Annotated in this window: 17 protein-coding genes; 11 read left to right on the plus strand and 6 right to left on the minus strand. The window is 37.4% G+C overall.

The window, feature by feature from the left end; translation table 11 throughout:
* Position 1 precedes the first annotated feature (1 nt).
* Positions 2 to 634 (minus strand): TetR family transcriptional regulator C-terminal domain-containing protein, encoded by a 633-nt coding sequence (locus AC27H3_RS04455; protein WP_487104067.1) that lies wholly within the window; start codon positions 632 to 634, stop codon positions 2 to 4.
* Between the two features lie 671 nt (positions 635 to 1,305).
* Here AC27H3_RS04455 and AC27H3_RS04460 point away from each other — a divergent pair.
* The 3 genes from AC27H3_RS04460 (at position 1,306) to deoA (ending at position 6,416) form a co-directional block, all read left to right on the plus strand.
* Positions 1,306 to 4,482 (plus strand): TonB-dependent receptor, encoded by a 3,177-nt coding sequence (locus tag AC27H3_RS04460; RefSeq protein ID WP_487104069.1) that lies wholly within the window; start codon positions 1,306 to 1,308, stop codon positions 4,480 to 4,482.
* Positions 4,483 to 4,667: 185 nt separating this feature from the next.
* On the plus strand, positions 4,668 to 5,087 hold the full coding sequence (locus AC27H3_RS04465) for a cytidine deaminase (RefSeq protein ID WP_487104071.1): 420 nt from the start codon (positions 4,668 to 4,670) through the stop codon (positions 5,085 to 5,087).
* 12 nt (positions 5,088 to 5,099) lie between these two features.
* Positions 5,100 to 6,416, plus strand: coding sequence for a thymidine phosphorylase (gene deoA / locus AC27H3_RS04470; RefSeq protein ID WP_487104072.1), 1,317 nt, complete (start codon positions 5,100 to 5,102; stop codon positions 6,414 to 6,416).
* A gap of 176 nt (positions 6,417 to 6,592) precedes the next feature.
* Here the strand turns inward: deoA and yfaE are convergent, their stop codons facing one another.
* The 5 genes from yfaE to ubiG form a co-directional block, all read right to left on the minus strand.
* Positions 6,593 to 6,847 carry a class I ribonucleotide reductase maintenance protein YfaE gene (gene yfaE, locus AC27H3_RS04475; RefSeq protein ID WP_487104074.1) on the minus strand — a complete coding sequence of 85 codons (255 nt, stop codon included), beginning with the start codon at positions 6,845 to 6,847 and terminating at the stop codon, positions 6,593 to 6,595.
* A 5-nt stretch (positions 6,848 to 6,852) separates the two neighbouring features.
* Positions 6,853 to 7,983 (minus strand): class Ia ribonucleoside-diphosphate reductase subunit beta, encoded by a 1,131-nt coding sequence (gene nrdB, locus AC27H3_RS04480; protein ID WP_085303709.1) that lies wholly within the window; start codon positions 7,981 to 7,983, stop codon positions 6,853 to 6,855.
* A 140-nt stretch (positions 7,984 to 8,123) separates the two neighbouring features.
* The gene (gene nrdA, locus AC27H3_RS04485) at positions 8,124 to 10,394 is read right to left on the minus strand and encodes a class 1a ribonucleoside-diphosphate reductase subunit alpha (protein ID WP_487104076.1); all 2,271 of its coding nucleotides are present in this window, start codon (positions 10,392 to 10,394) and stop codon (positions 8,124 to 8,126) included.
* Between the two features lie 737 nt (positions 10,395 to 11,131).
* Positions 11,132 to 11,812: an HAD family hydrolase gene (locus AC27H3_RS04490; RefSeq protein WP_487104077.1), complete on the minus strand. Its 681-nt coding sequence runs from the start codon at positions 11,810 to 11,812 to the stop codon at positions 11,132 to 11,134.
* A 103-nt stretch (positions 11,813 to 11,915) separates the two neighbouring features.
* Positions 11,916 to 12,623, minus strand: coding sequence for a bifunctional 2-polyprenyl-6-hydroxyphenol methylase/3-demethylubiquinol 3-O-methyltransferase UbiG (gene ubiG / locus AC27H3_RS04495; protein WP_487104079.1), 708 nt, complete (start codon positions 12,621 to 12,623; stop codon positions 11,916 to 11,918).
* A 624-nt stretch (positions 12,624 to 13,247) separates the two neighbouring features.
* Between ubiG and gyrA the strand changes: the two genes are divergently transcribed.
* From gyrA to lapB, 8 genes are all read left to right on the plus strand, one after another.
* Positions 13,248 to 15,977 carry a DNA topoisomerase (ATP-hydrolyzing) subunit A gene (gene gyrA, locus AC27H3_RS04500; RefSeq protein WP_487104081.1) on the plus strand — a complete coding sequence of 910 codons (2,730 nt, stop codon included), beginning with the start codon at positions 13,248 to 13,250 and terminating at the stop codon, positions 15,975 to 15,977.
* 420 nt (positions 15,978 to 16,397) lie between these two features.
* Positions 16,398 to 17,483 carry a 3-phosphoserine/phosphohydroxythreonine transaminase gene (serC, locus tag AC27H3_RS04505; RefSeq protein ID WP_487104083.1) on the plus strand — a complete coding sequence of 362 codons (1,086 nt, stop codon included), beginning with the start codon at positions 16,398 to 16,400 and terminating at the stop codon, positions 17,481 to 17,483.
* A gap of 1 nt (position 17,484) precedes the next feature.
* Positions 17,485 to 18,765: a 3-phosphoshikimate 1-carboxyvinyltransferase gene (gene aroA, locus AC27H3_RS04510; RefSeq protein ID WP_487104085.1), complete on the plus strand. Its 1,281-nt coding sequence runs from the start codon at positions 17,485 to 17,487 to the stop codon at positions 18,763 to 18,765.
* Between the two features lie 87 nt (positions 18,766 to 18,852).
* Positions 18,853 to 19,533, plus strand: a complete 681-nt coding sequence (gene cmk, locus AC27H3_RS04515) for a (d)CMP kinase (protein ID WP_487104087.1) — start codon at positions 18,853 to 18,855, stop codon at positions 19,531 to 19,533.
* Positions 19,534 to 19,641: 108 nt separating this feature from the next.
* Positions 19,642 to 21,309 carry a 30S ribosomal protein S1 gene (rpsA, locus tag AC27H3_RS04520; protein ID WP_085303692.1) on the plus strand — a complete coding sequence of 556 codons (1,668 nt, stop codon included), beginning with the start codon at positions 19,642 to 19,644 and terminating at the stop codon, positions 21,307 to 21,309.
* A gap of 76 nt (positions 21,310 to 21,385) precedes the next feature.
* On the plus strand, positions 21,386 to 21,691 hold the full coding sequence (gene ihfB / locus AC27H3_RS04525) for an integration host factor subunit beta (protein WP_158088476.1): 306 nt from the start codon (positions 21,386 to 21,388) through the stop codon (positions 21,689 to 21,691).
* A gap of 70 nt (positions 21,692 to 21,761) precedes the next feature.
* Positions 21,762 to 22,013 carry a lipopolysaccharide assembly protein LapA domain-containing protein gene (locus AC27H3_RS04530; RefSeq protein ID WP_085303688.1) on the plus strand — a complete coding sequence of 84 codons (252 nt, stop codon included), beginning with the start codon at positions 21,762 to 21,764 and terminating at the stop codon, positions 22,011 to 22,013.
* Between the two features lies 1 nt (position 22,014).
* Entirely contained in the window at positions 22,015 to 23,184 is a 1,170-nt protein-coding gene (gene lapB / locus AC27H3_RS04535) for a lipopolysaccharide assembly protein LapB (RefSeq protein ID WP_085303686.1), read from the plus strand.
* Positions 23,185 to 23,222: the final 38 nt, after the last annotated feature.

The raw sequence follows: 23,222 nt of genomic DNA on the forward strand, positions 1-23,222 counted from the left end.
CCTACTTTAACCCGCAACCACGCAATATAAAGTCAGTTAAAAATTGTGTTACTTGAGTAATATCATCTTCTTCATAATCAGCGCGATTCATTATCGTTAATATTTGTTGTTCAAAATCGGCATAATGTTGAGTTGAAGACCAAATTAAAAAAATAAGTTTTACGGGATCAATATCTTTCATTTCGCCACTATCAATCCATACTTGAAATACTTTCGCTTTCTCACGAACCCATTGACGAAGGTACGTACGTGCAAACTCTTTTAAGTGCAAGGCGCCTTGAATAATCTCCATTGCATAAATTTTAGAGGCTTCTGGATGTTCGAAAGACATTTTAACTTTAGAGGCAATAAACTTTTCAATAGCAACAACAGGGCCGTCCTCAACATCAAGTTCACCGATGCCTTGGTCCCAAGTATCAAGCGTTAACTGTAATACTGCATGGTATATATTTTCTTTATTTTTGAAGTAATACAAAACATTAGCTTTAGGTAGCCCTGCGTTATCGGCTATAGACTGAACGGTAGCACCTTTAAAGCCCTGTAATATGAACTCTTTTTGGGCGGCCTTTAAAATTATAGCCTCACTTCTAGCGCGAATGCTTCCTTGCTTTTCATTGCTGTTATTGTTACTCACGTGATTAACCTTTTTATAATTATATTTTTGTTAACGTAATTCTATTAAGCCAATATTACATTTATTCGGTCCATACGAACCTTAGCGTAATCTTGCTATATGTGTTGCCAATTAATCGGGTTGATTATTCTCAAGTAATATAGCCATGCTCGACAGTTCTTGGTCAGTTTAATTTAAATACATATTTAAGGTACTGTTTTAATACGTTTTGTAGAATTTCACAAGAAAATATACCTATTTATAATTTCATTTTTTGTCGTGGTTATATTCTTTACACTAATACAGCCCTTAAAAAATAGAGCTAAAATCATACTTTATTTTATCTTGACCAGACGGTGTGTTTTTATCATTTTTTGTTATAATTAATGTCTAGTGAGAGACTTATGGTTATAAGTGTTTTTTTGTCATGTTTAAATAGATTATTTAAGTTGTTGTTATTGAAGTGTTTATTAGGTGCCTCTGTGTTTTTGTATTTTATTTGTTTGTAAAATGTAAATTTTGAAACAAATAGGTGTAAAATTTTGTAATGAAAATGTAATAAAACTCTGTTTTAATTTCATATGCAGAAGCTTATAAAACAATAAAAAGATTAATAATTAGCTAAGTAAAACTTTAAAACATTTTAATAAAATATTTACAAAACAAAAAACTAACTTATACCAAGGAATATTATGATGAAAACTCATCGTCTCTCACGCATTACTGGCGCAGTTGTACTTGCACTAGGATTGTCAACATCAGCCATGGCTGATGATACGTCATCGTCAATTCGTGGCAATATCTTAACTGCAAGCGGAAATGTAGTTACAGATGCAACGATTACCATAGTTCATGAGCCTTCAGGTACTCGTAAAACTTTAAAAGTTAACGATACGGGTAACTTCTCTGCACAAGGTCTTCGTGTTGGTGGTCCATATACGGTAACGATTGACTCTGATATTTATGCTGATAAAAAATTAGAAGGTATTTATATCTCGTTAGGCGATGTATTCCGTCTTAATGAAGTTTTAGAAGATGTTAATATCGAGCGTATTGCTGTAACAGGTTCTTCAACATTCTTTGATCCGTCAAAAGGTTCATCTAGTGTATTTAGTGGCGACGATTTAACTAAATCAGCTGCTTTCAACCGTGATTTGAAAGACATTGTTCGTCAAAACCCTATGGCTGTTGTTGGTAACGATGGCAATACTTTATCTCTAGCAGGTAGTAACCCAAGATATAACAGTTTAGCTGTTGATGGTGTAAACCTTAATGATGATTTTGGTTTAGCCGGTAACGGTTATCCTACAGAGCGTTCTCCAATCTCTTTTGATTCAATTGATCAAATCAGTGTTGCCATTGCACCATTTACCGCTAAAGAAGGCGGTTTTTCTGGTGGTAAAGTAAGCGTTGTTACAAAATCAGGTACAAATGAATTCCATGGTTCTATGTTTATAGAACAAGCAAAAGATGCTTGGGCTGGTACACCAGAAACTGACGACGGTGATAAAATTGATTTAAAATTTGATGAAGAAACTTGGGGTGCTACGTTTGGCGGTCCGATCATTAAAGATAAACTATTTTTCTTTGCATCTTACGAAACTTTTGAATCACCTAGTTCTGTTGACAAAGGACCTTTAGGATCTGGTGTTGCTAATGAAGTTACTCAAGTATCTCAAGCTGAAGTTGATCGTGTAATTAACATTGCTAGTGACAAATATGGCTATGATGCTGGAAGCTGGGACGATTCTATTCCACTAGAAGATGAAAAGTACTCATTGAAACTAGACTGGAACATCAACGAAGATCATCGTGCAACCTTTACCTATTCACATGGTTCTAGTAACAGTGCGGGTAACCAAGGCTCTGGTAATTCAGATGATTTATACCTTTCTTCTCATTGGTATAACCGTTCGAATGAATTTGATACCTACGTTGCTCAATTATTCTCAAGATGGACTGAAGATTTCTCAACAGAAATTAAAGTGTCAAAAAAAGAATCTGTTAACGGACAAGTTTCACTTGGTGGTTATGAGTTTGGTGAAGTTAAAATTGACACCGTTAACGGTGGCGAAATTATGTTGGGTTCTGATGACAGTCGTCATGCAAATGAGCTAACTAATGAAACTTTCCAATTCCGTGCAAGTGGTGAATACTTATACGAAGATCATGCTATTTCTTTTGGTTGGGAATACGAAGAAGTAGAAGTTTATAACATTTTCATGCAACATTACTTAGGTTCTTGGTATTTCGATAGCATAGATGACTTTGAAGCAGGTCAAGCTGATTGGTTTGAATACCAAAATAACCCAAGCTTAAACCGTGATGATGCAGCCGCTGAATTTGCCCTGGGTAACCATGCATTATACATTGAAGATAGTTGGGATGTTAATGACTCACTTAACGTAACTTATGGCTTACGCTATGAATTAACTGTAAATGATGATGCTCCTAATTTTAACCAAAGTTTTTATGACCGTTATGGTTTTTCAAACAATGAAAATCTTGATGGTTTAGATGTGTTATTACCTCGTCTAGGCTTTACATGGACTGCAACTGATGATTTAACCATTCGTGGTGGTGCTGGCTTATTTAGTGGCGGTCGCCCAAATGTATTTATCTCTAATGCATTTACAAATGATGGCTCAAGAATCGCATTATATCGAAGCTTCGGTGATGATATAGCCGCTAATACTTTCTTACAAAATGCTGATCCAAGTGGTATTCCACAACATGCACAAGATCAAATTGCTCAATCTGAGTTAGGTGGACCAAATTCAAATATTGACGCAATTGATCCAAACTTCGAAGTTCCTACAACATGGCAGTATAGCTTAGCTGCTGATTACGTTGCTGATTTAAGTGATATTGGCTTAGGCGATGATTGGCGTATAAGTGGTGAAATTCTCTATAAAGATATTCAGAAAGATATGGCATGGTCTGATCTTTCTCGTACTTTAGATACTTCAAAAGGAAATGGCGGTTTAACTGTTGAAGGTCGTCCAATTTATACTTTTGCTAATCCTGATAGAGATGCACGAGATGTATTATTAACCAATACATCTGGTGGTCATACAATGATTGAGACATTATCAGTAGCTAAAAATTGGAAAAATGGCTTTAAAGCTAACTTTTCATACACGCATTCAACTATTCGTAATCGTGTAGATGCAACGGGTACTTCTTCAAATACGGCATACAACTTTAACCCCGTTATAGATCCTGAGAACCCAACTATTGGCACATCAGCTTACCAAGTTAAGCATCGTTTAACGTTCAACCTTTCATATAACACTGAAATGTTTGAAGGTTACAACACTGGCATGCACATGTTCTGGGAACGCAAATCAGGTCGTCCATTTAGCTACTTGCTAGGCTACAATAACCGTACTGGTTTATCTGGCGAGTTAGATCTTACTACAGCTAATTTACCTTACATTCCAACAAGTGCTAGCGATGGTGCGGTTGATTTTGCTAACGGTTTAAGCTACGACGAAATTATGGCTGAATTAGCAACTGCTGGTATTAGCTCTGATGGCGGCTACCTTGGTAAAAACGACTATACTGCCCCATGGACAACGACTATGGACTTACGTTTTGAACAAGAAATCCCAGGTTTCTTAGAAGGTCATAAAGGTTTATTTTACATCGACATTAAAAATGCGCTAGCTATTTTTGATGAAGGTGCTGCACGTGTTTACCAATTACCATTTGGTCAATCAGCAACAGAGATATTAGATTATAGTATCAACGATGCGGGTCAATACGTTTATGAATCTGCAAATGTTAGTGAAGGTGAGACACCAGCTAGATTCCAAGATAGAGAGTCTACTTGGAGTATGAAGATTGGTGTTAAATACACTTTCTAATATCTACTAAGTGATACCTTTTTAAAAAGCCAACAGTTATGTTGGCTTTTTTATTTTCACGGTATTAGAAATTATTTATTGGTACTTCAAAGCCGGTAATTATTGATTATATAGGTTGCTTTTCCTCTAGTGATTTACTAGGATAGGATATAAGTTGACCACATGGTCAGATAAAGGCTTTTATAATGATGAAGATAGAAGAAGATAAATTATTAACACTGGTTAATGCTGCTAAAGAAGGCTTTGAAAACGCCTATGCGCCCTATAGTAACTTTCATGTGGGTGCTGCTGCGTTAACAGCTAATGGCAAGGTAGTTAAAGGCTGTAATGTTGAAAATGCCTCTTACGGCTTAACGGTTTGTGCAGAACGCAACTGTTTAGCGCAAGGTGTTATCTCAGGTGAGAAATCGTTTTCAGCGATAGTTATTTATACCAATCAAGAAAAATTAACGCCACCATGCGGTGCTTGTCGACAAGTTATTGTTGAGTTTTTAGCACCTGACGCACTCGTAATGGCTGTTAACCATAATAATGATAAAAAGCAATGGACAGTTAACGAACTATTACCAGATGCTTTTACACCTAAAGATTTACTGGAAATATAAGGACTCTAGTTAATGTTATTACCTCAAGAAATTATTCGCACCAAACGTAATGGTGGCTCGCTCTCTAAAGAACAAATTCAAAGCTTTGTAGATGGCCTAGTAACAAAAGATTTTAATGATGCTCAAGCCGGCTCAATGGCCATGGCGATTTTCCAACAAGGTATGGAAACTCGTGAAATTATTGACTTTACCATGGCGATGAAACAATCAGGCGATGTGTTATCTTGGCCTGAATTAGATGGCCCAGTGGTTGATAAGCATTCAACGGGCGGTGTGGGTGACAAAGTGAGCTTTATGCTAGCGGCTATTGTTGCAGCTTGTGGTGCTTATGTACCTATGATTGCAGGTCGTGGCTTAGGTCATACTGGCGGAACAGCAGATAAATTAGAAAGTATTGCAGGCTTTAATGTTCAGCCAAGTATTGCTGAGTTTAAAGGTATTGTAAAAGACTTAGGTATGGCAATTATTTCGCAAACTGACAATTTAGCACCGGCAGATAAACGTTTATACGGTATTCGTGACATTACTGCGACGGTAGAATCTATTCCATTGATCACGGCTTCTATTTTATCTAAAAAGCTAGCAGCAGGGCTTGATAGCTTAGTGATGGATGTAAAAGTTGGTAATGGTGCCATGATGTCAAATATTGACGATGCTAAAGCCTTAGCACAAAGCATTGTTAATGTTGCTAATGGCGCTGGTGTGCCAACACAAGCAATTATTACTGACATGAACCAAGTATTAGGTGCTACTGCAGGTAATGCTTTAGAAATGGCTGAAACCGTTAAATACTTAAACGGCTCGTTACGTGAGCCTCGTTTACATGCTGTTGTTGTTTCATTAGCTAAGGCTATGCTTGTGAGTGCTAAAGTTGCTGACAATGAAGAGCAGGCTTTAACAAAAATTAATCATGCATTATCTTCTGGTGCTGCTGCTGAAAAGTTCAACAAAATGATCCATGCATTAGGTGGGCCAAGCGACTTTATGGAAGATCCATGGCGCTCGATGGAACGTGCAAACTGCGTTCAAGATATTATTGCTTCAGATCATGGTTACATTAATGGCATGCAAACTCGTGATATTGGTTTAGCGGTTGTAGGTTTGAAAGGTGGCCGTACAGCCAATGGTCAGCAAATTGATCATACGGTTGGCTTTGACCGTGTATTACCTACCGGCACCCTAGTAAATCGTGGCGATGTGTTAGCACGCGTTCATGCTAAAGATGAAGATTCAGCGCTTAGAGCAAGCCAGCAGTATTTAGCCGCGTTAGATATTGGTGAGAAGCAAGCTGAACAAGTACCTGTTATCTATCAAACTATCACAGGCTAACTTATTAAATAATCAGTCGGTTATAGCCAAAAAGCAGCGTTAATACGCTGCTTTTTTTATGTGTAAATATTTTTATCCTAGGTTTTTATCGCCGGTATTTAACATTGTTAACGCTAATAATGTTTAGCTGGGTAAGACTTGTTAAATGATGTTAATTGAGCATGGGTTAATGTGAATTATTCAATAACCAATTCAATATCAGAAGTAGGGTAGGAGCAGCAGGTGAGAATTTCATTGTCGCCGATAAAAGCGAGTGGGTATTCATGGTACTCAACCGACCCTTTTTTTAAGGTACAGCGACATGCACCACAAAAACCATCTCGGCAATGAAAATGTGATTCTATATTTTTTCTTTCTAGTGTGTTCAATATATTTTTATCTTCATCGAGGAACGTTATTTCTTGTTCCTCGATGGTTATACTAAATGACATAAATACTATAAATCGAAGTCGTCAAAATCGTCGCTAGATACAGACGAGTCAACTTGTCCTACTAGGTAGCTAGAAATTTCAGTTTCTTGAGGGGCAACTTGCACGTTATCACTAACCAAGTATGAATTCATCCAAGGCAATGGGTTACTCTTCACGTCGTATGGAGCATCGAAACCAATAGCAGCCAAACGCTGATTACTGATGTATTCAATATATTGTTTTAAAATTGCAGCGTTAAGACCGATCATTGAGCCATCTTTGAATAGGTAATCAGCCCATTCTTTTTCTTGATCTACCACGTCCATGAATATTTGTTTGCCTTCTTCACGTAACGTAGTGGCAATTTCTTGCATTTCTGGATCGTCTCTGCCTGACATCCAGTTATTTAACATGTGTTGAGTACCGGTTAAGTGCAAGGCTTCATCACGAGCAATCAGTTTAATAATTTTTGCATTACCTTCTAATAACTCACGTTCAGCGAAGGCGAATGAACAGGCAAAGCTAACATAAAAACGAATCGCTTCTAACGCATTAACCGAACAAATTGCTAAGAAAAGACGTTCTTTTAATTTACGTTCGCTAACTTCAATAGTGTTGCCGTCTACTTCATAACTACCAGGGCCTTGCGACTGCAACAACTGTGTAGTGATAATTACGGCATCAAAATATTGGGCGATACTTGAAGCACGCTTTAAAATTGCCGGATTAACCATAATGTCATCGAATACTTCACTAGGGTCTGTAAACAAATTACGTAAAATATGCGTGTATGAACGAGAGTGAATGGTTTCACTAAATGCCCAAGTTTCTACCCAAGTTTCTACTTCTGGCAGAGATACAAGTGGTAGTAAAACAGCATTTACCGAGCGCGCTGCCATAGAATCTAATAAGGTTTGATATTTTAAATTAGAAATAAAAATGTGTTTTTCAGACTCAGTTAAACTCTGCCAATCGGCACGGTCTTTAGATACATCAATTTCTTCTGGACGCCAAAAGAAGGATAACTGCTTTTCAATCAGTTTTTCAAACGCCATATAGCGTTGTTGATCGTATCGTGCAACATTAACACTGTTCCCCAAAAACATTGGCTCTAACAAAGCATTGTTAGCTGTTTGGTTAAACGTAGTGTACGACATTTATTTCTCCTTGAAATAGTACGCTCATAGGGCAGTATTTCATTACTAAGTGTTGGTTAATCTAGTTGTTATTATGTTTAATTTTTTACAAATTGGCTGGTAAAAAAAGAGGAAAACTTGCTGTTTTCCTCTTGTAGACGCTATATCTTGCAAGCACCGCCGGCACAATCGTCTTCAACTTCAATTTGATTGTCGTCAGCGCCATCGCGAGTGTTATGGTAATACATAGTTTTAACACCGAGTTTATAGGCAGTTAACATGTCTTTTAAAACTTGTTTAATGGGTACTTTACCGCCTTCAAATCGCGCAGGATCGTAGTTAGTGTTAGCAGATATAGTTTGGTCAATAAACTTCTGCATTATGCCAACTAATTGCAAGTAGCCTTCGTTATTTGGAATATTCCAAAGTAACTCGTAGTTGTCTTTTAATCGTTGATACTCAGGAACAACTTGTTTTAAAACGCCATCTTTACTTGCTTTAATACTGATTAAACCGCGTGGTGGCTCAATACCGTTAGTGGCATTAGAAATTTGAGATGATGTTTCTGATGGCATTAATGCTGAGACTGTTGAGTTTCTAACACCATGCTTTTTAATGCTTGCACGCAATGATTCCCAATCTAAATGCAAAGGTTCACCGGTAATGTTATCGATTTCTTTTTTGTAAGTATCGATAGGTAAAATACCTTGTGATAAACGCGTTTCATTAAACTTAGGACAAGCGCCTTGTTCAATTGCTAACGCGTTAGATGCTTTTAATAAGTAAAATTGAATGGCTTCAAATGTTCGATGCGTTAAGTTGTTCGCACTCCCGTTTGAATAGAAAACACCATTTTTTGCTAAGTAGTAAGCGTAGTTAATAACACCTATACCAAGAGTACGTCGCCCCATAGTCGCTGTGTGTGCTGCAGGTACAGGATAGTCTTGATAATCTAACAAGCTATCTAAAGCACGTACGGCCAAATCGGCTAAACCATCTAGTTCGTCTAAGTTTTCAATCGCGCCTAAGTTGAAAGCAGATAAAGTACATAGGGCAATTTCACCATTTGGATCGTTTACATCTTCCATTGGCTTAGTTGGTAAGGCAATTTCTAAACATAAGTTGCTTTGACGAATAGGCGCAACAGTAGGATCAAAAGGCGAGTGTGTATTACAGTGGTCGACGTTTTGTAAATAAATTCGACCTGTACTTGCACGCTCTTGAGCAAATAGCGTGAATAATTCAATCGCTTTTATGCATTTCTTACGAATTGAGTCATCAGCTTCGTACTTAACGTAAAGCTCTTCAAACTTTTCTTGATCTTCAAAGAAAGCGTCGTATAAACCCGGTACATCGCTAGGGCTAAATAAGGTAATTGATTGACCTTTAATTAAACGTTGGTACATAAGCTTATTAAACTGCACGCCGTAATCAAGATGGCGAACGCGGTTTTCTTCAACACCACGGTTATTTTTAAGTACTAATAAACTTTCAACTTCTAAATGCCACAATGGGTAGAATAGGGTAGCTGCGCCGCCACGAACACCACCTTGCGAACAGCTTTTAACGGCTGTTTGAAAGAGCTTGTAAAAAGGAATACAACCAGTATGAAAAGCTTCACCGTTTCTAATGGTACTGCCCAATGCTCGAATACGACCAGCGTTGATACCTATGCCTGCTCGTTGAGAAACATATTTAACGATAGAGCTAGACGTTGCATTAATTGAATCTAAGCTATCGCCACATTCAATTAGCACACAAGATGAAAATTGGCGTGTTGGTGTACGTACACCGGCCATAATAGGTGTAGGTAATGAAAGTTTAAAAGTTGAAATAGCGTTGTAAAAACCTTTAACGTAATCTAAACGTGTTTCTTTAGGGTATTTTGCAAATAAGCAGGCTGCCACTAGTATGTAAAGGAATTGCGCGCTTTCATAAATTTCACCAGTTACACGGTTTTGTACAAGATATTTACCTTCTAACTGTTTTACAGCCGCGTAACTAAAATCTAAATCACGTGCGTGATCCATAAAACTTTCTAGTTGCTCGAACTCTTCAGGCGTGTAATCAGTTAATAAATGCTCATCATATTTTCCAGCTTCAACTAGTTTTACAACATGTGGGTATAGGGCTGGTGGTTCAAACTGGCCGTAAGCTTTTTTACGCAAATGAAATATCGCTAAGCGAGCAGATAGATATTGGTAGTCAGGTGTTTCTTCTGAAATTAAATCAGCAGCTGATTTAATAATGGTCTCATGAATATCAGCAGTTTTAATACCATCGTAAAACTGAATATGTGATTTAAGTTCAACTTGAGATACCGAAACATTGTCTAAGCCGTTAGCAGCCCAAGCAATAACTTTATGGATTTTTTCTAAGTCGATTGGCTCTTTAGAGCCGTTGCGTTTTGTAACAAAAAGGTTGTTATTCATGAATGACCTGTAAATCTATTTGTTGTTTTAATTACCCACAATAGGTGATTAAAATGTTAATTACCTCAAGTTGCCTTTTATACGAGATAAATCGTATGTCACTCATAGTGTCTCTGAATGAAAAATGCACTATATCTTGGGGTTTTTAAAAATCTAATCACAAGATAGTGAGGTTTGCATGACAATGCAAGCGATAAAAAAGATCGTTTTTTAGTTGATTTTTTTAGAGTAAAAGATCTGTTAGTGACAACTAACTTAGTAGTGCTTTTTAATTTTGGTTTTTGTAAAACGCAACGGTTATTTTAAATTATTTTTAACGACTAAATTATTTTAAGTTAATTTTTGCGTTTTATATGACTAAAGGTAATATAAAAAACAATATCCTTATTTAACAGTATCTTATGTTTTTAGTTTAGTTATTGAACAGACAAATTGACGAGTGATTGTTTTATCAACGCTTTAAGATTACCTTTAATACATAAGGAAAAAACATTTGATTGTTTAGATGGGATAAAACTAATAACGCGAGCTTTATCGTCAAGCCAGTGACTAAGTGTTTAGGTTAGCGTTATCTTATAATATAGCTACCTTATATTTTAAAAAATTAAAAAGAGACGCAAAATAGTGGATGTCAAAAATCGGTATTAATAGCTTTAAATTAAGCTAAAAGAAATATTAAAACGCTATTTCTTTTCTGTATTAGAAATAGCGTTAAGCTGTGTTAATTAACAACGGGTTTATACATTAATAAAGGATATTAAATCAATTGGGTTTGCTATTATGTGATCACCTTGCCATGAAGCACAATTTTCATTACTAAGAATGTAGCCCCATTTAGCAACAAATGTTGTCATTTCTGCACTATTACCTGCTTGAATATCTCGAAGTGCATCGCCGACATAAAAACATTGCTTATGATCGACTCCTATTTGTTCACAAGCATATAAAATAGGAGCTGGATCAGGCTTACGCAGTGGTAATGTATCACCAGCTACCATAACCGCACATTGTTTAAATTCAGCATAGTGAGGAAGTAACGCTTTAGTTAAGCCCTCAGGTTTGTTGGTTACAATACCCCAAGGTATTTTATTAGTCTCTAAATGCAGCAGTAATTCAGCTACACCAGGATAAAGACAAGTATGTACGGCGATGTTTTCTTGGTAATAATCTAAAAACTGTTTACGCAATGTTTCATAATCAAACTCTTTAATAGCATCGCCAAAACCAAGAGATAATAAGCCTAAGGCGCCATCTGAGGCAACAGGTCGATAATCTTTTGCCGCCACTTGCGGTTTATTGTGTTGTGCTAAAACAAAATTTAAAGCTGCGCCTAAATCATCAGCGGTATCTAATAAGGTGCCATCAAGATCAAATAGTACGCTTGCTAAGTTTTGTTTTTTATTGTTAGTTGAAGGCATAATGCAGCTCTAAGTTAAAGGTAAGTTTAAAAGGGAAGGCGCGTTGTTTTTAAACGTTTAATATAAACATTAAACAACGCGATGATTGCGTGTCTTATAAAAATTAAAGACGCTGGCAACACAAAATATAATTAACATCTAGTGATGAGGTTAATTTATGGTTTTCAGTTAATGGGTTGTAATGAATGCCTGCAGCGTCTATACATTTTAAATCAAACGATTCAGCCCAACCGATTAAAGTAGAAGGGCGGATAAAGCTTTTATGATCATGTGTGCCATTAGGGACTAACTTTAAAATTTTCTCAGCAGCAACGATTGCGAGCAAATAAGCTTTTAAAGATTTATTTAATGTAGAGAAAAAAACAAAGCCACCAGGTTTAACCATTTGTGCACAGGCTTGTATAATAGAAGCTGGGTCGGGAACATGTTCAAGCATTTCCATGCAGGTGACTACATCATAATATTCTGGTTGTTGCTGCGCTTTTTCTTCAGCGGTTATTTTTTGGTAATCAACACTAACACCCGTTTCTAATGCGTGTAGTTTAGCAACGTTCAGCGGCTCTTGTCCCATATCAATACCTGTTACGTCAGCGCCAAGCTGCGCTAGGCTCTCGGCTAAAATACCGCCGCCACAGCCAACATCAATTATTTTTTTAGAAAATATATCGCCAACATGCTGACAAATAAATTGTCGGCGTAACGGGTTGATTTGATGTAAAGGTTTAAAATCACCGTCTAGTTCCCACCATTGACTGGCAACTTGTTCAAACTTGGCAATTTCATCAGGATTAACATTAAACGTGTTAGACATAAATATTTATCATTGTTGGTCTACTAATATTTGAGATTCTAAACCAATAATTACGTCAAGCCTAGTGGCAAAGCCTATTCACTTTAAATAAAGCTTTTATCTGTATTAAATAGCCCTAAGATTTTTGTTCCACTTAAGTGTAACCCTTAAATGCTGACATTATAGGTTAGGCGATGGCAAAATTGCTGTTTAAATCGACATGTGATTGAAATGCGTACAATCGGCAACTTTAAACAGATCAGCATGTAATACCAATTGAAATAAATAATCGAGCATTATCAGGTGGTTTAAATCGCCAATAACTGCGTTGTTTTCAATCCCAATAACCCCCTATTACTCAATCAAACGCCATATTATTGAACAATTTATCCTCGCTTAAAATTGGTCAATAACTTATTACATTTGGTATAAAAATCAATCAACAAATACCTTTTAAATCATATTGGTACTGGCTTAACGCTTTATATCTTACATTTACTTGAAACTTTAGTTTTTTAACGGCAGAATTAAGCAAAATAAAGCGGTATGGCATGACAAATATTTATGCTAGTATGCCGTGTTAATTAAAAATAATAATTTCGAAATTTTCTGAATTAGATTTACGTTAAGGGATACCATCAATTTATGACCGATTTGGCGAATAATATTGCTCCTGTCAATATTGAGGATGAGCTAAAAAGCTCCTATTTAGATTACGCAATGAGCGTTATCGTAGGTCGTGCACTACCAGATGTGCGTGATGGATTAAAACCAGTGCATCGTCGCGTACTTTTTGCGATGAACGTATTAGGGAACGACTTTAACAAGCCGTACAAAAAATCAGCACGTGTTGTTGGTGATGTAATTGGTAAGTATCACCCGCATGGTGATACAGCTGTATACGATACAATTGTTCGTATGGCGCAACCATTTTCATTGCGTTACATGTTAGTAGATGGCCAAGGTAACTTTGGTTCTGTTGATGGTGATTCAGCAGCGGCAATGCGTTATACCGAAATTAGAATGGCGAAAATTGCCCACTCTATTTTAGCCGACTTGGATAAAGAAACGGTTGATTACGTTGCCAACTATGATGGCACGGAAATGATCCCAGCCGTTATGCCTACTCGAATTCCTAACTTACTAGTTAATGGTACTTCAGGTATCGCCGTAGGTATGGCTACTAACATTCCACCACATAACTTAACTGAAGTTATCAATGGTTGTTTAGCGGTTATAGATAACAGCGATATTAGCTTTGAAGAGCTATTAGAGTTTATCCCAGGACCAGACTTTCCAACCGCGGGTATTATCAGTGGTCGCGCGGGTATTCAAGAAGCTTACTTGACCGGTCGTGGTAAAATCAAAATTCGTGCTCGTGCAGATATCGAAGTCGACGAGAAGTCGGGTAAAGAAACGATTGTTGTTCATGAATTACCTTATCAAGTTAACAAAGCCCGCTTAATTGAAAAAATGGCTGACTTGGTAAAAGAGAAACGTTTAGAAGGTATTTCTGCCTTACGTGATGAGTCTGATAAAGACGGTATGCGTATGGTTATCGAAGTAAAACGTGGCGAAGTAGGTGAAGTTATTTTAAATAACTTATATAAGCTTACTCAAATGCAAGTGTCGTTTGGTCTGAATATGGTAGCGTTGACCAATGGTCAGCCTAAGTTATTCAACCTACGAGAAATGCTAGATGCCTTTATTTTACATCGTCGTGAAGTTGTAACACGTAGAACTATATTTGAATTACGTAAAGCTCGTGAACGTGCACATTTACTTGAAGGTTTGTCGATTGCGCTTTCAAATATTGACCCTATCATTGCCTTAATTAAAAACTCACCAACCCCAAGTGAAGCAAAAGAACAATTGTTAGCACAAGGTTGGGACTTAGGTCTTGTGTCTGACATGCTAGCTGCTGCTGGTGATGACGCTGCTCGTCCTGAATGGGTTGAAGATGAATTTGGTATTCGTGATGGTCAATATTTCTTAACGCCTCCACAAGCACAAGCCATTCTAGATTTACGTTTACATAAGTTAACGGGTCTAGAACACGAAAAAATCTTAAGTGAATATAAAGCATTATTAGAAGTTATTGCAGAATTACTCCATATTTTAGCAACGCCTTCTCGCTTGATGGAAGTTATTCGCGAAGAACTTGAAGCCATTCGTGATGAATTTGGTGATGAACGTCGTACTGAAATTACCAATGCTTCACACGATTTATCGATGGAAGATTTGATCACAGAAGAAGACGTAGTTGTTACGCTTTCTCATGAAGGTTATGTTAAATATCAAATATTAAGTGATTACCAAGCACAACGACGTGGTGGTAAAGGTAAAGCGGCAACTAAGATGAAAGAAGAAGATTTCATCGAACGTTTATTAATCGCTAATACCCACGATACTATTTTATGTTTCTCAGATCGCGGTAAGCTTTACTGGTTAAAAGTGTTCCAATTGCCTCTAGCAAGCAGAACCGCTCGCGGACGTCCAATTGTTAATATTTTACCACTTGAAGATGGTGAACGTATTACGGCAATTTTACCGGTACGTGAATACGAAGAAGACAAGTTCATTATTATGGCGACTGCTTCTGGTACGGTTAAGAAAACAGCATTAACGGCATATAAAAACCAACGAGCTAACGGCATTATTGCGTTAAACCTTCGTGATGACGATACCTTAATTGGTGTTGATATTACCGATGGCGATAACGACATTATGTTGTTCTCAGATGCTGGTAAAGTTGTACGTTTTAACGAGAAGAAACGTGACAGTGAAACGGGTGAGATAAAAGTTGATCCTGAAACTGGCGAGCAATTATGGGCGTTAAAACCTATTGGCCGTACCGGTACTGGTGTTCGTGGTATTAAGTTAGAGGGCGATCAAAAAGTTGTATCTTTAATTGTTCCGAAAAATGATGGTCCGATATTAACCATTACTGAAAATGGTTTTGGTAAGCGTACTGCTTTAGAAGAATACCCTGCGAAAAGTCGAGCGACTAAAGGTGTTGTTTCAATTAAAGTGAGTGAGCGTAACGGCCCTGTAGTTGGCGCAGTACAAGTTGAAGAACAAGATGAAATAATGTTAATCACCGACAACGGTACATTAGTACGTACTCGTGTAGGCGAAGTAAGCGTTATTGGTCGTAATACTCAAGGTGTTCGTATTATCCGTACCATTGAAGGCGAGCATGTAGTTGCCTTACAACGTATCGATGAAATTGAAGAAGTTGAGACCTTTGAAGTAGATGAGAATGGTGAACCTACATCAACTCAAGCAGAAGCAGGTGACAAAGTTGAAACACCTGAATCTGATGAGAGTGAAGGTGAAAATTCTGAACTCAATGATGACGATACTGCAGAGTAACCGTTATTAAATTAAGAAGGGCGGTTTATACCGCCTTTTTTTATGAGCAAAATTTGAGATAAAAGTTATATCAAAGTTGATTTTTGAATTGATGATAACGATTAAATAGGTATGCTAGAGTCCTTAAAAATCAAATGAAACAGTTAAACTACCTGGATAAATTAGCAGATCATATTTAACGGTAAAAATGAATAACTACACGGTTATAGAATATATACTCCTAACTAGGTTATATACCCTGTAATTATCCAAATCACTTGTGAAAGAATAGAACTCTTCATTAATCAATTTGGTATTCAACTAACTGTTTTCAATAAAGACATAATGTTTGAATGATGGCGTTAACTATTTTAGAGAGTGTTAAACCATTTTATATCAATATCGGGTGATAAATTAAATTAACTAAAGGTGAAGTTTTAGATGTCTAGTGTTTACAATTTTTGCGCAGGTCCTGCAATGTTACCTGTTGATGTGATGAAAAAGGCGCAAAGTGAATTTTTAAATTTTGCCGATACAGGCAGCTCAGTAATGGAATTGAGTCATCGTAGCAAAGAGTTTATTGCCGTAGCCGAAAATGCTGAAGCCAACTTACGATCTTTAATGGCAGTTCCCGATAATTATAAAGTATTGTTTTGTCACGGCGGTGGTCGCGGCCAATTTTCAGCAGTAGCATTAAACCTTTTAGGTGAGACTAAAAATGCTGACTACATAGTCACAGGTGCTTGGTCTAAAGCCGCAGCAGAAGAGGCAGGTCATTATGGCAATATTAACGTTATCAATGCTATCGATAATGTTAATGGTGAACAACGTGTAAAACCTAGTAATGATTGGGCATTAAGCGCTAATGCAGCTTATGTTCATTACTGCCCAAATGAGACTGTAGATGGAATCGAAATCTTTGATATTCCTGATACCGGAGAGATCCCATTGATTGCCGATATGTCTTCTACTATTTTGTCTCGTGAATTTGATGTCAGTAAATTTGGTTTGATTTATGCCGGTGCTCAAAAAAATATCGGCCCATCAGGTTTAACTATCGTTATTGTTAGAGAAGATTTACTGGGTAATGCACATATAGATACCCCTTCGATAATGAATTATCAGGTTTTAGCAGAAAATGGCTCTATGTATAACACGCCACCTACTTATGCATGGTATTTAGCCGGTTTGGTTTTTGAATGGTTAGAAGGAAAGGGTGGCGTTAGCGCTATTGCTGATATTAATCAACAAAAAGCACAGCTTTTATATCAGTATATTGATCAAAGTGGCTTTTATACAAATTCAATAGTTTCAGAGAATAGAAGCTTGATGAATGTACCATTTTGGTTAACTGACGACAGTTTATCAGCAGATTTTGTAAAACAAGCTGAGGCTGAAGGATTAACAGCATTAAAAGGTCATCGTATGGTTGGCGGAATGCGAGCCAGTATATACAACGCAATGCCAATTGAAGGTGTAGAAGCGTTAATTAATTTTATGAAAAAATTTGCAGCAGAGGCTAAATAATATGGAGCAACTAACTCTACAACCAATTAATAAAATAAATGGTGAAGTGTTTTTACCTGGCTCAAAGAGCCTATCGAATCGTGCTTTATTAATAGCAGCGCTTGCTAAGGGTGAAACAAAAATCACTAATTTGTTAGTGAGTGACGATATTAATTACATGTTAGGCGCCTTAAAAACTTTAGGTATTCAATATACCTTAAGTGATTGTGGTACTGAGTGTACAGTTATTGGCAATAATGGCTTTTTTAAGACAAGTGAATCGTTAGAGCTATATCTTGGTAATGCAGGTACTGCAATGCGACCGTTATGTGCCGCACTTGCTGCAAGCCAAGGTGAGTTTGTATTAACGGGTGAACCAAGAATGAAGGAAAGACCTATTGGTCACTTAGTGGATGCATTAGCGCAGCTTAATGCTGATATCGAATACATGGAAAATAAAGATTACCCGCCGGTAAGAATTAATGGTAAAGCGCTATCTGGCAATACTGTTAGTATTGATGGCTCTATTTCAAGCCAATTTCTAACAGCGATTTTGATGGTAGCGCCTTTACTTAACACCGATACAAACATTGTTATAGAAGGTGAGTTAGTCTCAAAACCTTATATTGATATTACGCTCGATATTATGGCGAGGTTTGGCGTCACGGTACAAAATAATGAATATCAATCATTTACAGTAAAAGGTAAACAATCTTACCAAGCTGTGGATAAATACATGGTAGAAGGTGATGCATCATCTGCATCATATTTTTTAGCTGCAGGTGCTATAAAAGGTGGCGAAATTACCGTACATGGCGTGGGTAAATTAAGTGTTCAAGGTGATAAACACTTCGCTGATGTGCTGGAAAAAATGGGCGCAGAAGTTATTTGGAATGATGAATCTATTACTGTGATTGGCAAGCCGCTTACGGCTGTAGATATGGACATGAACCATATTCCTGATGCGGCCATGACTATAGCTACCACAGCTCTTTTTGCCACCGGCACAACAACTATTCGAAATATCTATAATTGGCGAGTGAAAGAGACTGATCGTTTAAGCGCCATGGCAACCGAACTAAGAAAGGTGGGTGCTGAAGTAGTAGAAGGCGAAGACTTTATTTCTATCACACCACCAACTGCTTTAAAGCATGCTGATATTGATACTTACAATGATCATCGAGTTGCTATGTGTTTTTCACTTGTGGCCTTAAGTGATACGCCTGTAACAATTAATGATCCTAAATGTACGGCTAAAACATTTCCTGATTATTTCGATAAGTTATCGACCGTTTCATCTTAAAAAAGTGTTACAGAATAATTTATTACGCGATTTTGAATTGTAAATCCCGTATAATGCCGCCGATTTTCGACTTTAGGAGATAAATAAATGCAGGAAAGCATTCCAGTCATCACTATAGATGGACCCAGTGGTGCCGGTAAAGGAACAGTTGCCCGTATTGTTGCCGAACAGTTAGGTTGGCACTTATTAGATAGTGGCGCAATTTATCGCGTATTAGCGGTTGCAGCCCAACACCACAATATTAGTGTTGAAGATGAAGCATCTTTATTACCCGTTGCTGCGCATCTTGATGTGCAGTTTCAAATATCTACTGCCGGTGAAGGTAGTGTTATTTTAGAGGGCGAAGATGTTTCAAATGCCATACGTACCGAAGAAATTGGCGCATTGGCCTCTAAAGTAGCGGCATTTCCTCGTGTTAGAGAAGCATTACTAAGACGCCAACGTGCTTTTAAAGTTACACCAGGCTTAGTTGCCGATGGTCGTGACATGGGCACCGTTGTATTTGCTGATGCACCCGTTAAAGTTTTTTTAACAGCCAGTGCAGAAGAAAGAGCACAAAGAAGATTTAATCAGTTGAAAGGCAAGGGCTTTGATGTTAAAATCGGGCGCCTTTTGGATGACATACGTCTAAGAGATGAGCGAGATCAAAACCGCAAGGTTGCGCCGCTTGTCCCTGCAGAAGGTGCATTAATTATTGATTCTACTGAACTTTCTATTGAAGAAGTGGTTGGTAAAATCCTTTCATTTAGTAATGAAAAATTAATGTAAGCTGAAAATTAACCTTATGCCTACTGTACGGATGCACTGGGCAATTATTTAATTACCCCATGAAACAATGACGTTGACTGGATTAATAACTGAGTTTATATACAAGTTATGACTGAAAATTTTGCACAACTTTTTGAAGAAAGTTTAAAAACAATCGAAACACGCCCTGGTTCAATCATTAAAGGGACTGTAGTTGCTATCACTAAAGACAACGTTTTAGTTGACGCTGGCTTAAAATCTGAATCTGTTATCTCAATCGATCAATTCAAAAGCCTTACAGGCGAAGTTGAAGTATCTGTTGGTGATGAAGTTGATGTATCGCTTAAAGCTACAGATGATGGTTTCGGTGAAACTATTCTTTCTCGTGATGACGCAAAACGTCACGAAGCATGGCAAGTGCTTGAAAAAGCATACGAAGAAAAAGAAACTATTATCGGTGTTATCAACGGTAAAGTTAAAGGTGGTTTCACGGTTGAAGTTAGCAACATTCGCGCTTTCTTACCGGGTTCATTAGTAGATGTTCGTCCAATTCGTGACACTACTCACCTTGAAGGTAAAGACTTAGAATTTAAAGTTATTAAGCTTGATCAAAAGCGTAATAACGTTGTTGTTTCACGTCGTGCTGTTATCGAATCAGAAAGCAGTGTTGAACGTGATGAGCTTCTTGCTTCTCTTGCTGAAGGCATTGAAGTTAAAGGTATCGTTAAGAACCTTACTGACTACGGTGCATTCGTAGACTTAGGCGGCATTGACGGCCTACTTCACATCACAGATATGGCTTGGAAACGTGTTAAGCACCCAAGTGAAATCGTAAATGTTGGTGATGAAATCCAAGTTAAAGTATTGAAATTCGATCGTGAACGTACTCGTGTTTCTTTAGGTATGAAGCAGTTAGGCGAAGATCCATGGGTTGCTATCGCTAAACGTTACCCTGAAGGTGCTAAGCTTACAGGTCGCGTAACTAACTTAACTGATTACGGTTGTTTCGTTGAGATCCAAGAAGGCGTTGAAGGTTTAGTTCACGTTTCTGAAATGGATTGGACTAACAAAAACATTCACCCATCTAAAGTTGTTAACTTAGGTGACACAGTTGAAGTTATGGTATTAGAAATTGACGAAGAACGTCGTCGTATTTCTCTTGGTCTTAAGCAATGTATCCCGAACCCTTGGGAAGAGTTTGCTAAGAACTTCAACAAAGGTGATAAAGTATCAGGTAAGATCAAGTCAATCACTGACTTTGGTATCTTCATTGGTCTTGACGGCGGTATTGACGGTTTAGTTCACTTATCTGACATTTCATGGGCTGGCGGTGAAGAAGCTGTTCGTGAATACAAGAAAGGTGATGAAATCTCAGCTGTAGTACTTCAAGTTGACCCTGAGCGTGAGCGTATTTCTTTAGGTGTTAAACAAACTGAAGATGATCCGTTTAATCAATACCTTGCAGATAACAAAAAAGGTGCTATTGTTACAGGTAAGGTAATTGAAGTAGATGCTAAAGGCGCTAAAATTGAATTAGCCGAAGGTGTTGAAGGTTACTTACGTGTTGCTGATATTTCACGTGAGCGTATCGAAGATGCGACTACTGAATTATCTGTTGATGACAGCGTTGAAACTAAGTTTGTTGGTGTTGATCGTAAGAACCGCACAATCAGCTTATCAATCAAAGCTAAAGATCAAGCAGACGAGCGTGAAGCAATGGATACATTGAACCAAGCTCCAGAAGAAGATTCTGGTCTTAGTGCAATGGCAGAAGCGTTTAAAAACGCTAAGCTTTAATTCCTAGCTATACCAAGTGAAGAACTGCATTTAAGCAGTTCTTCTTAATGTTTAACCCCGATGGCGCGAAGCTATAGTGAACACTGGAGGTCAAATGACCAAATCAGAACTCATTGAAAGATTAGCAGATAAATTAAATCATTTAGCTGCGAAAGATGTTGAAGAAGCTATTAAAGAAATTCTTGAAATGATGGCGCACACTTTATCAAAAGGTGAGCGTATTGAAATTAGAGGTTTTGGCAGTTTTTCGTTGCATTATCGTGCTCCTCGCGTGGGACGGAACCCAAAAACTGGCGAGTCAGTAGAGCTTGACGGTAAATATGTTCCGCACTTTAAACCTGGTAAAGAATTGCGTGAAAGAGTTAATCTTTCAATAGCGTAATTGCAGAATTAATGAATAAACGGCATGCTATCAGCATGCCTTTTTTTTGTGTTGTTTTGGACGAACTGTTATGCGACTTTATATTACCGTTATACTTTTTCTAATTTTACTTGCTATCGCTTTTATTTTTGGTAGTCAAAATGATCAAATGTTTACTTTGAATTATTTGATTGCACAAACGCAAATTTCTGTGGCGAGTGCTGTAGGATTATTTACTGCAATCGGCTTCTTATTAGGCTTACTGTTTGTATTGTTTTGGAAACTTCTTAGCATGGTAAAACCGGCTAAGAAAGAGCAAGCGTTAACAGGAAAGAAGTCTTAATATGCTAGGGTTATTATTCTTATTACTACCTGTTGCTATGGGCTATGGTTGGTTTATGGGGCGCAATAGCGTCAAACAAAACAATCATTCCGCACAGCAAGAGCTTTCTATTAAATATTCTACAGGTTTAAATTATTTATTTTCAAATCAACAAGATAAAGCTATTGATTACCTTCTTGAAGCTTTAAAAGTTGAAGATGATACTGTAGAAGCACATTTTGCTATGGCAAATTTATTCAGGCGTCGTGGAGAGCTTGATAGAGCGCTGAAAGTACATGAGCATTTAGTACGCCAGAAACACTTACCTAACAGTGCCAAACAACAAGCTGTATTTGAGCTTGCAAAAGATTTTCTCAGTGCTGGTCTTTACGATCGCGCTGAAGACATGTTCCACAAATTATTAAAGTCAAAAATATACGGTTTAAAGTCATTAACCTCATTAATGCAGATTTACCAATCGACTAAAGATTGGAAGCAGGGTATTGCGCTCAAAAAGGCGATTGCGAAAACCCGTGACACTAAACTTTTACATACCTTAGCAAACTTTTATTGTGAACTTGCAACCTCCGCTCTTGAGAAAGACGAGTTTATTGAAGTTATAGAACTTCTAGATAATGCCTTGAGTCATGATCCTAATTCTTCTCGTGCAAATTGGTTGATGGCACAAATATATGAAAATCACCAACAATACAATGAAGCATGCCAATGCTATAAAGCCATTTATGAGCAAGACAAAGAATTTTTTCCTGATGTGATTGAGAAAATGTTTCTCTGTTATCAGGCACTTAATGCTGAAAAAGAATTTTTTAAATTTATTCGAAAAGTTTACGAAGAAACTGGCAGTACTAGTGCGCTGATCATGTATTTATCACACATTGAGCAAGCTAAAGGTGGTAGTCACGCAAAAACCTTTATTCTAACAGCCTTGAAACGTAGACCAACTATTCGTGGCTTCAAGCACTTTGTTAAAATGCAAATGGATGGTAATCAATCTGAAAATACAGCTGATAACCTTGAAGTTATTCGTGAGTTAGTTACCGCCTATTTAAATGTTAAACATCGCTATAGTTGTAGAACTTGTGGTTTTAATTCAAGTACGCATTATTGGTCATGTCCTTCGTGTCATGATTGGGAACAATTAAAACCTATTCGTGGGTTAGATGGCGAATAAGTAAACTACGTGGCTGTTTTGTAAATTATATAAAGCCT

The sequence above is a fragment of the Colwellia sp. NW0002-52-1 genome, assembly GCF_057550865.1.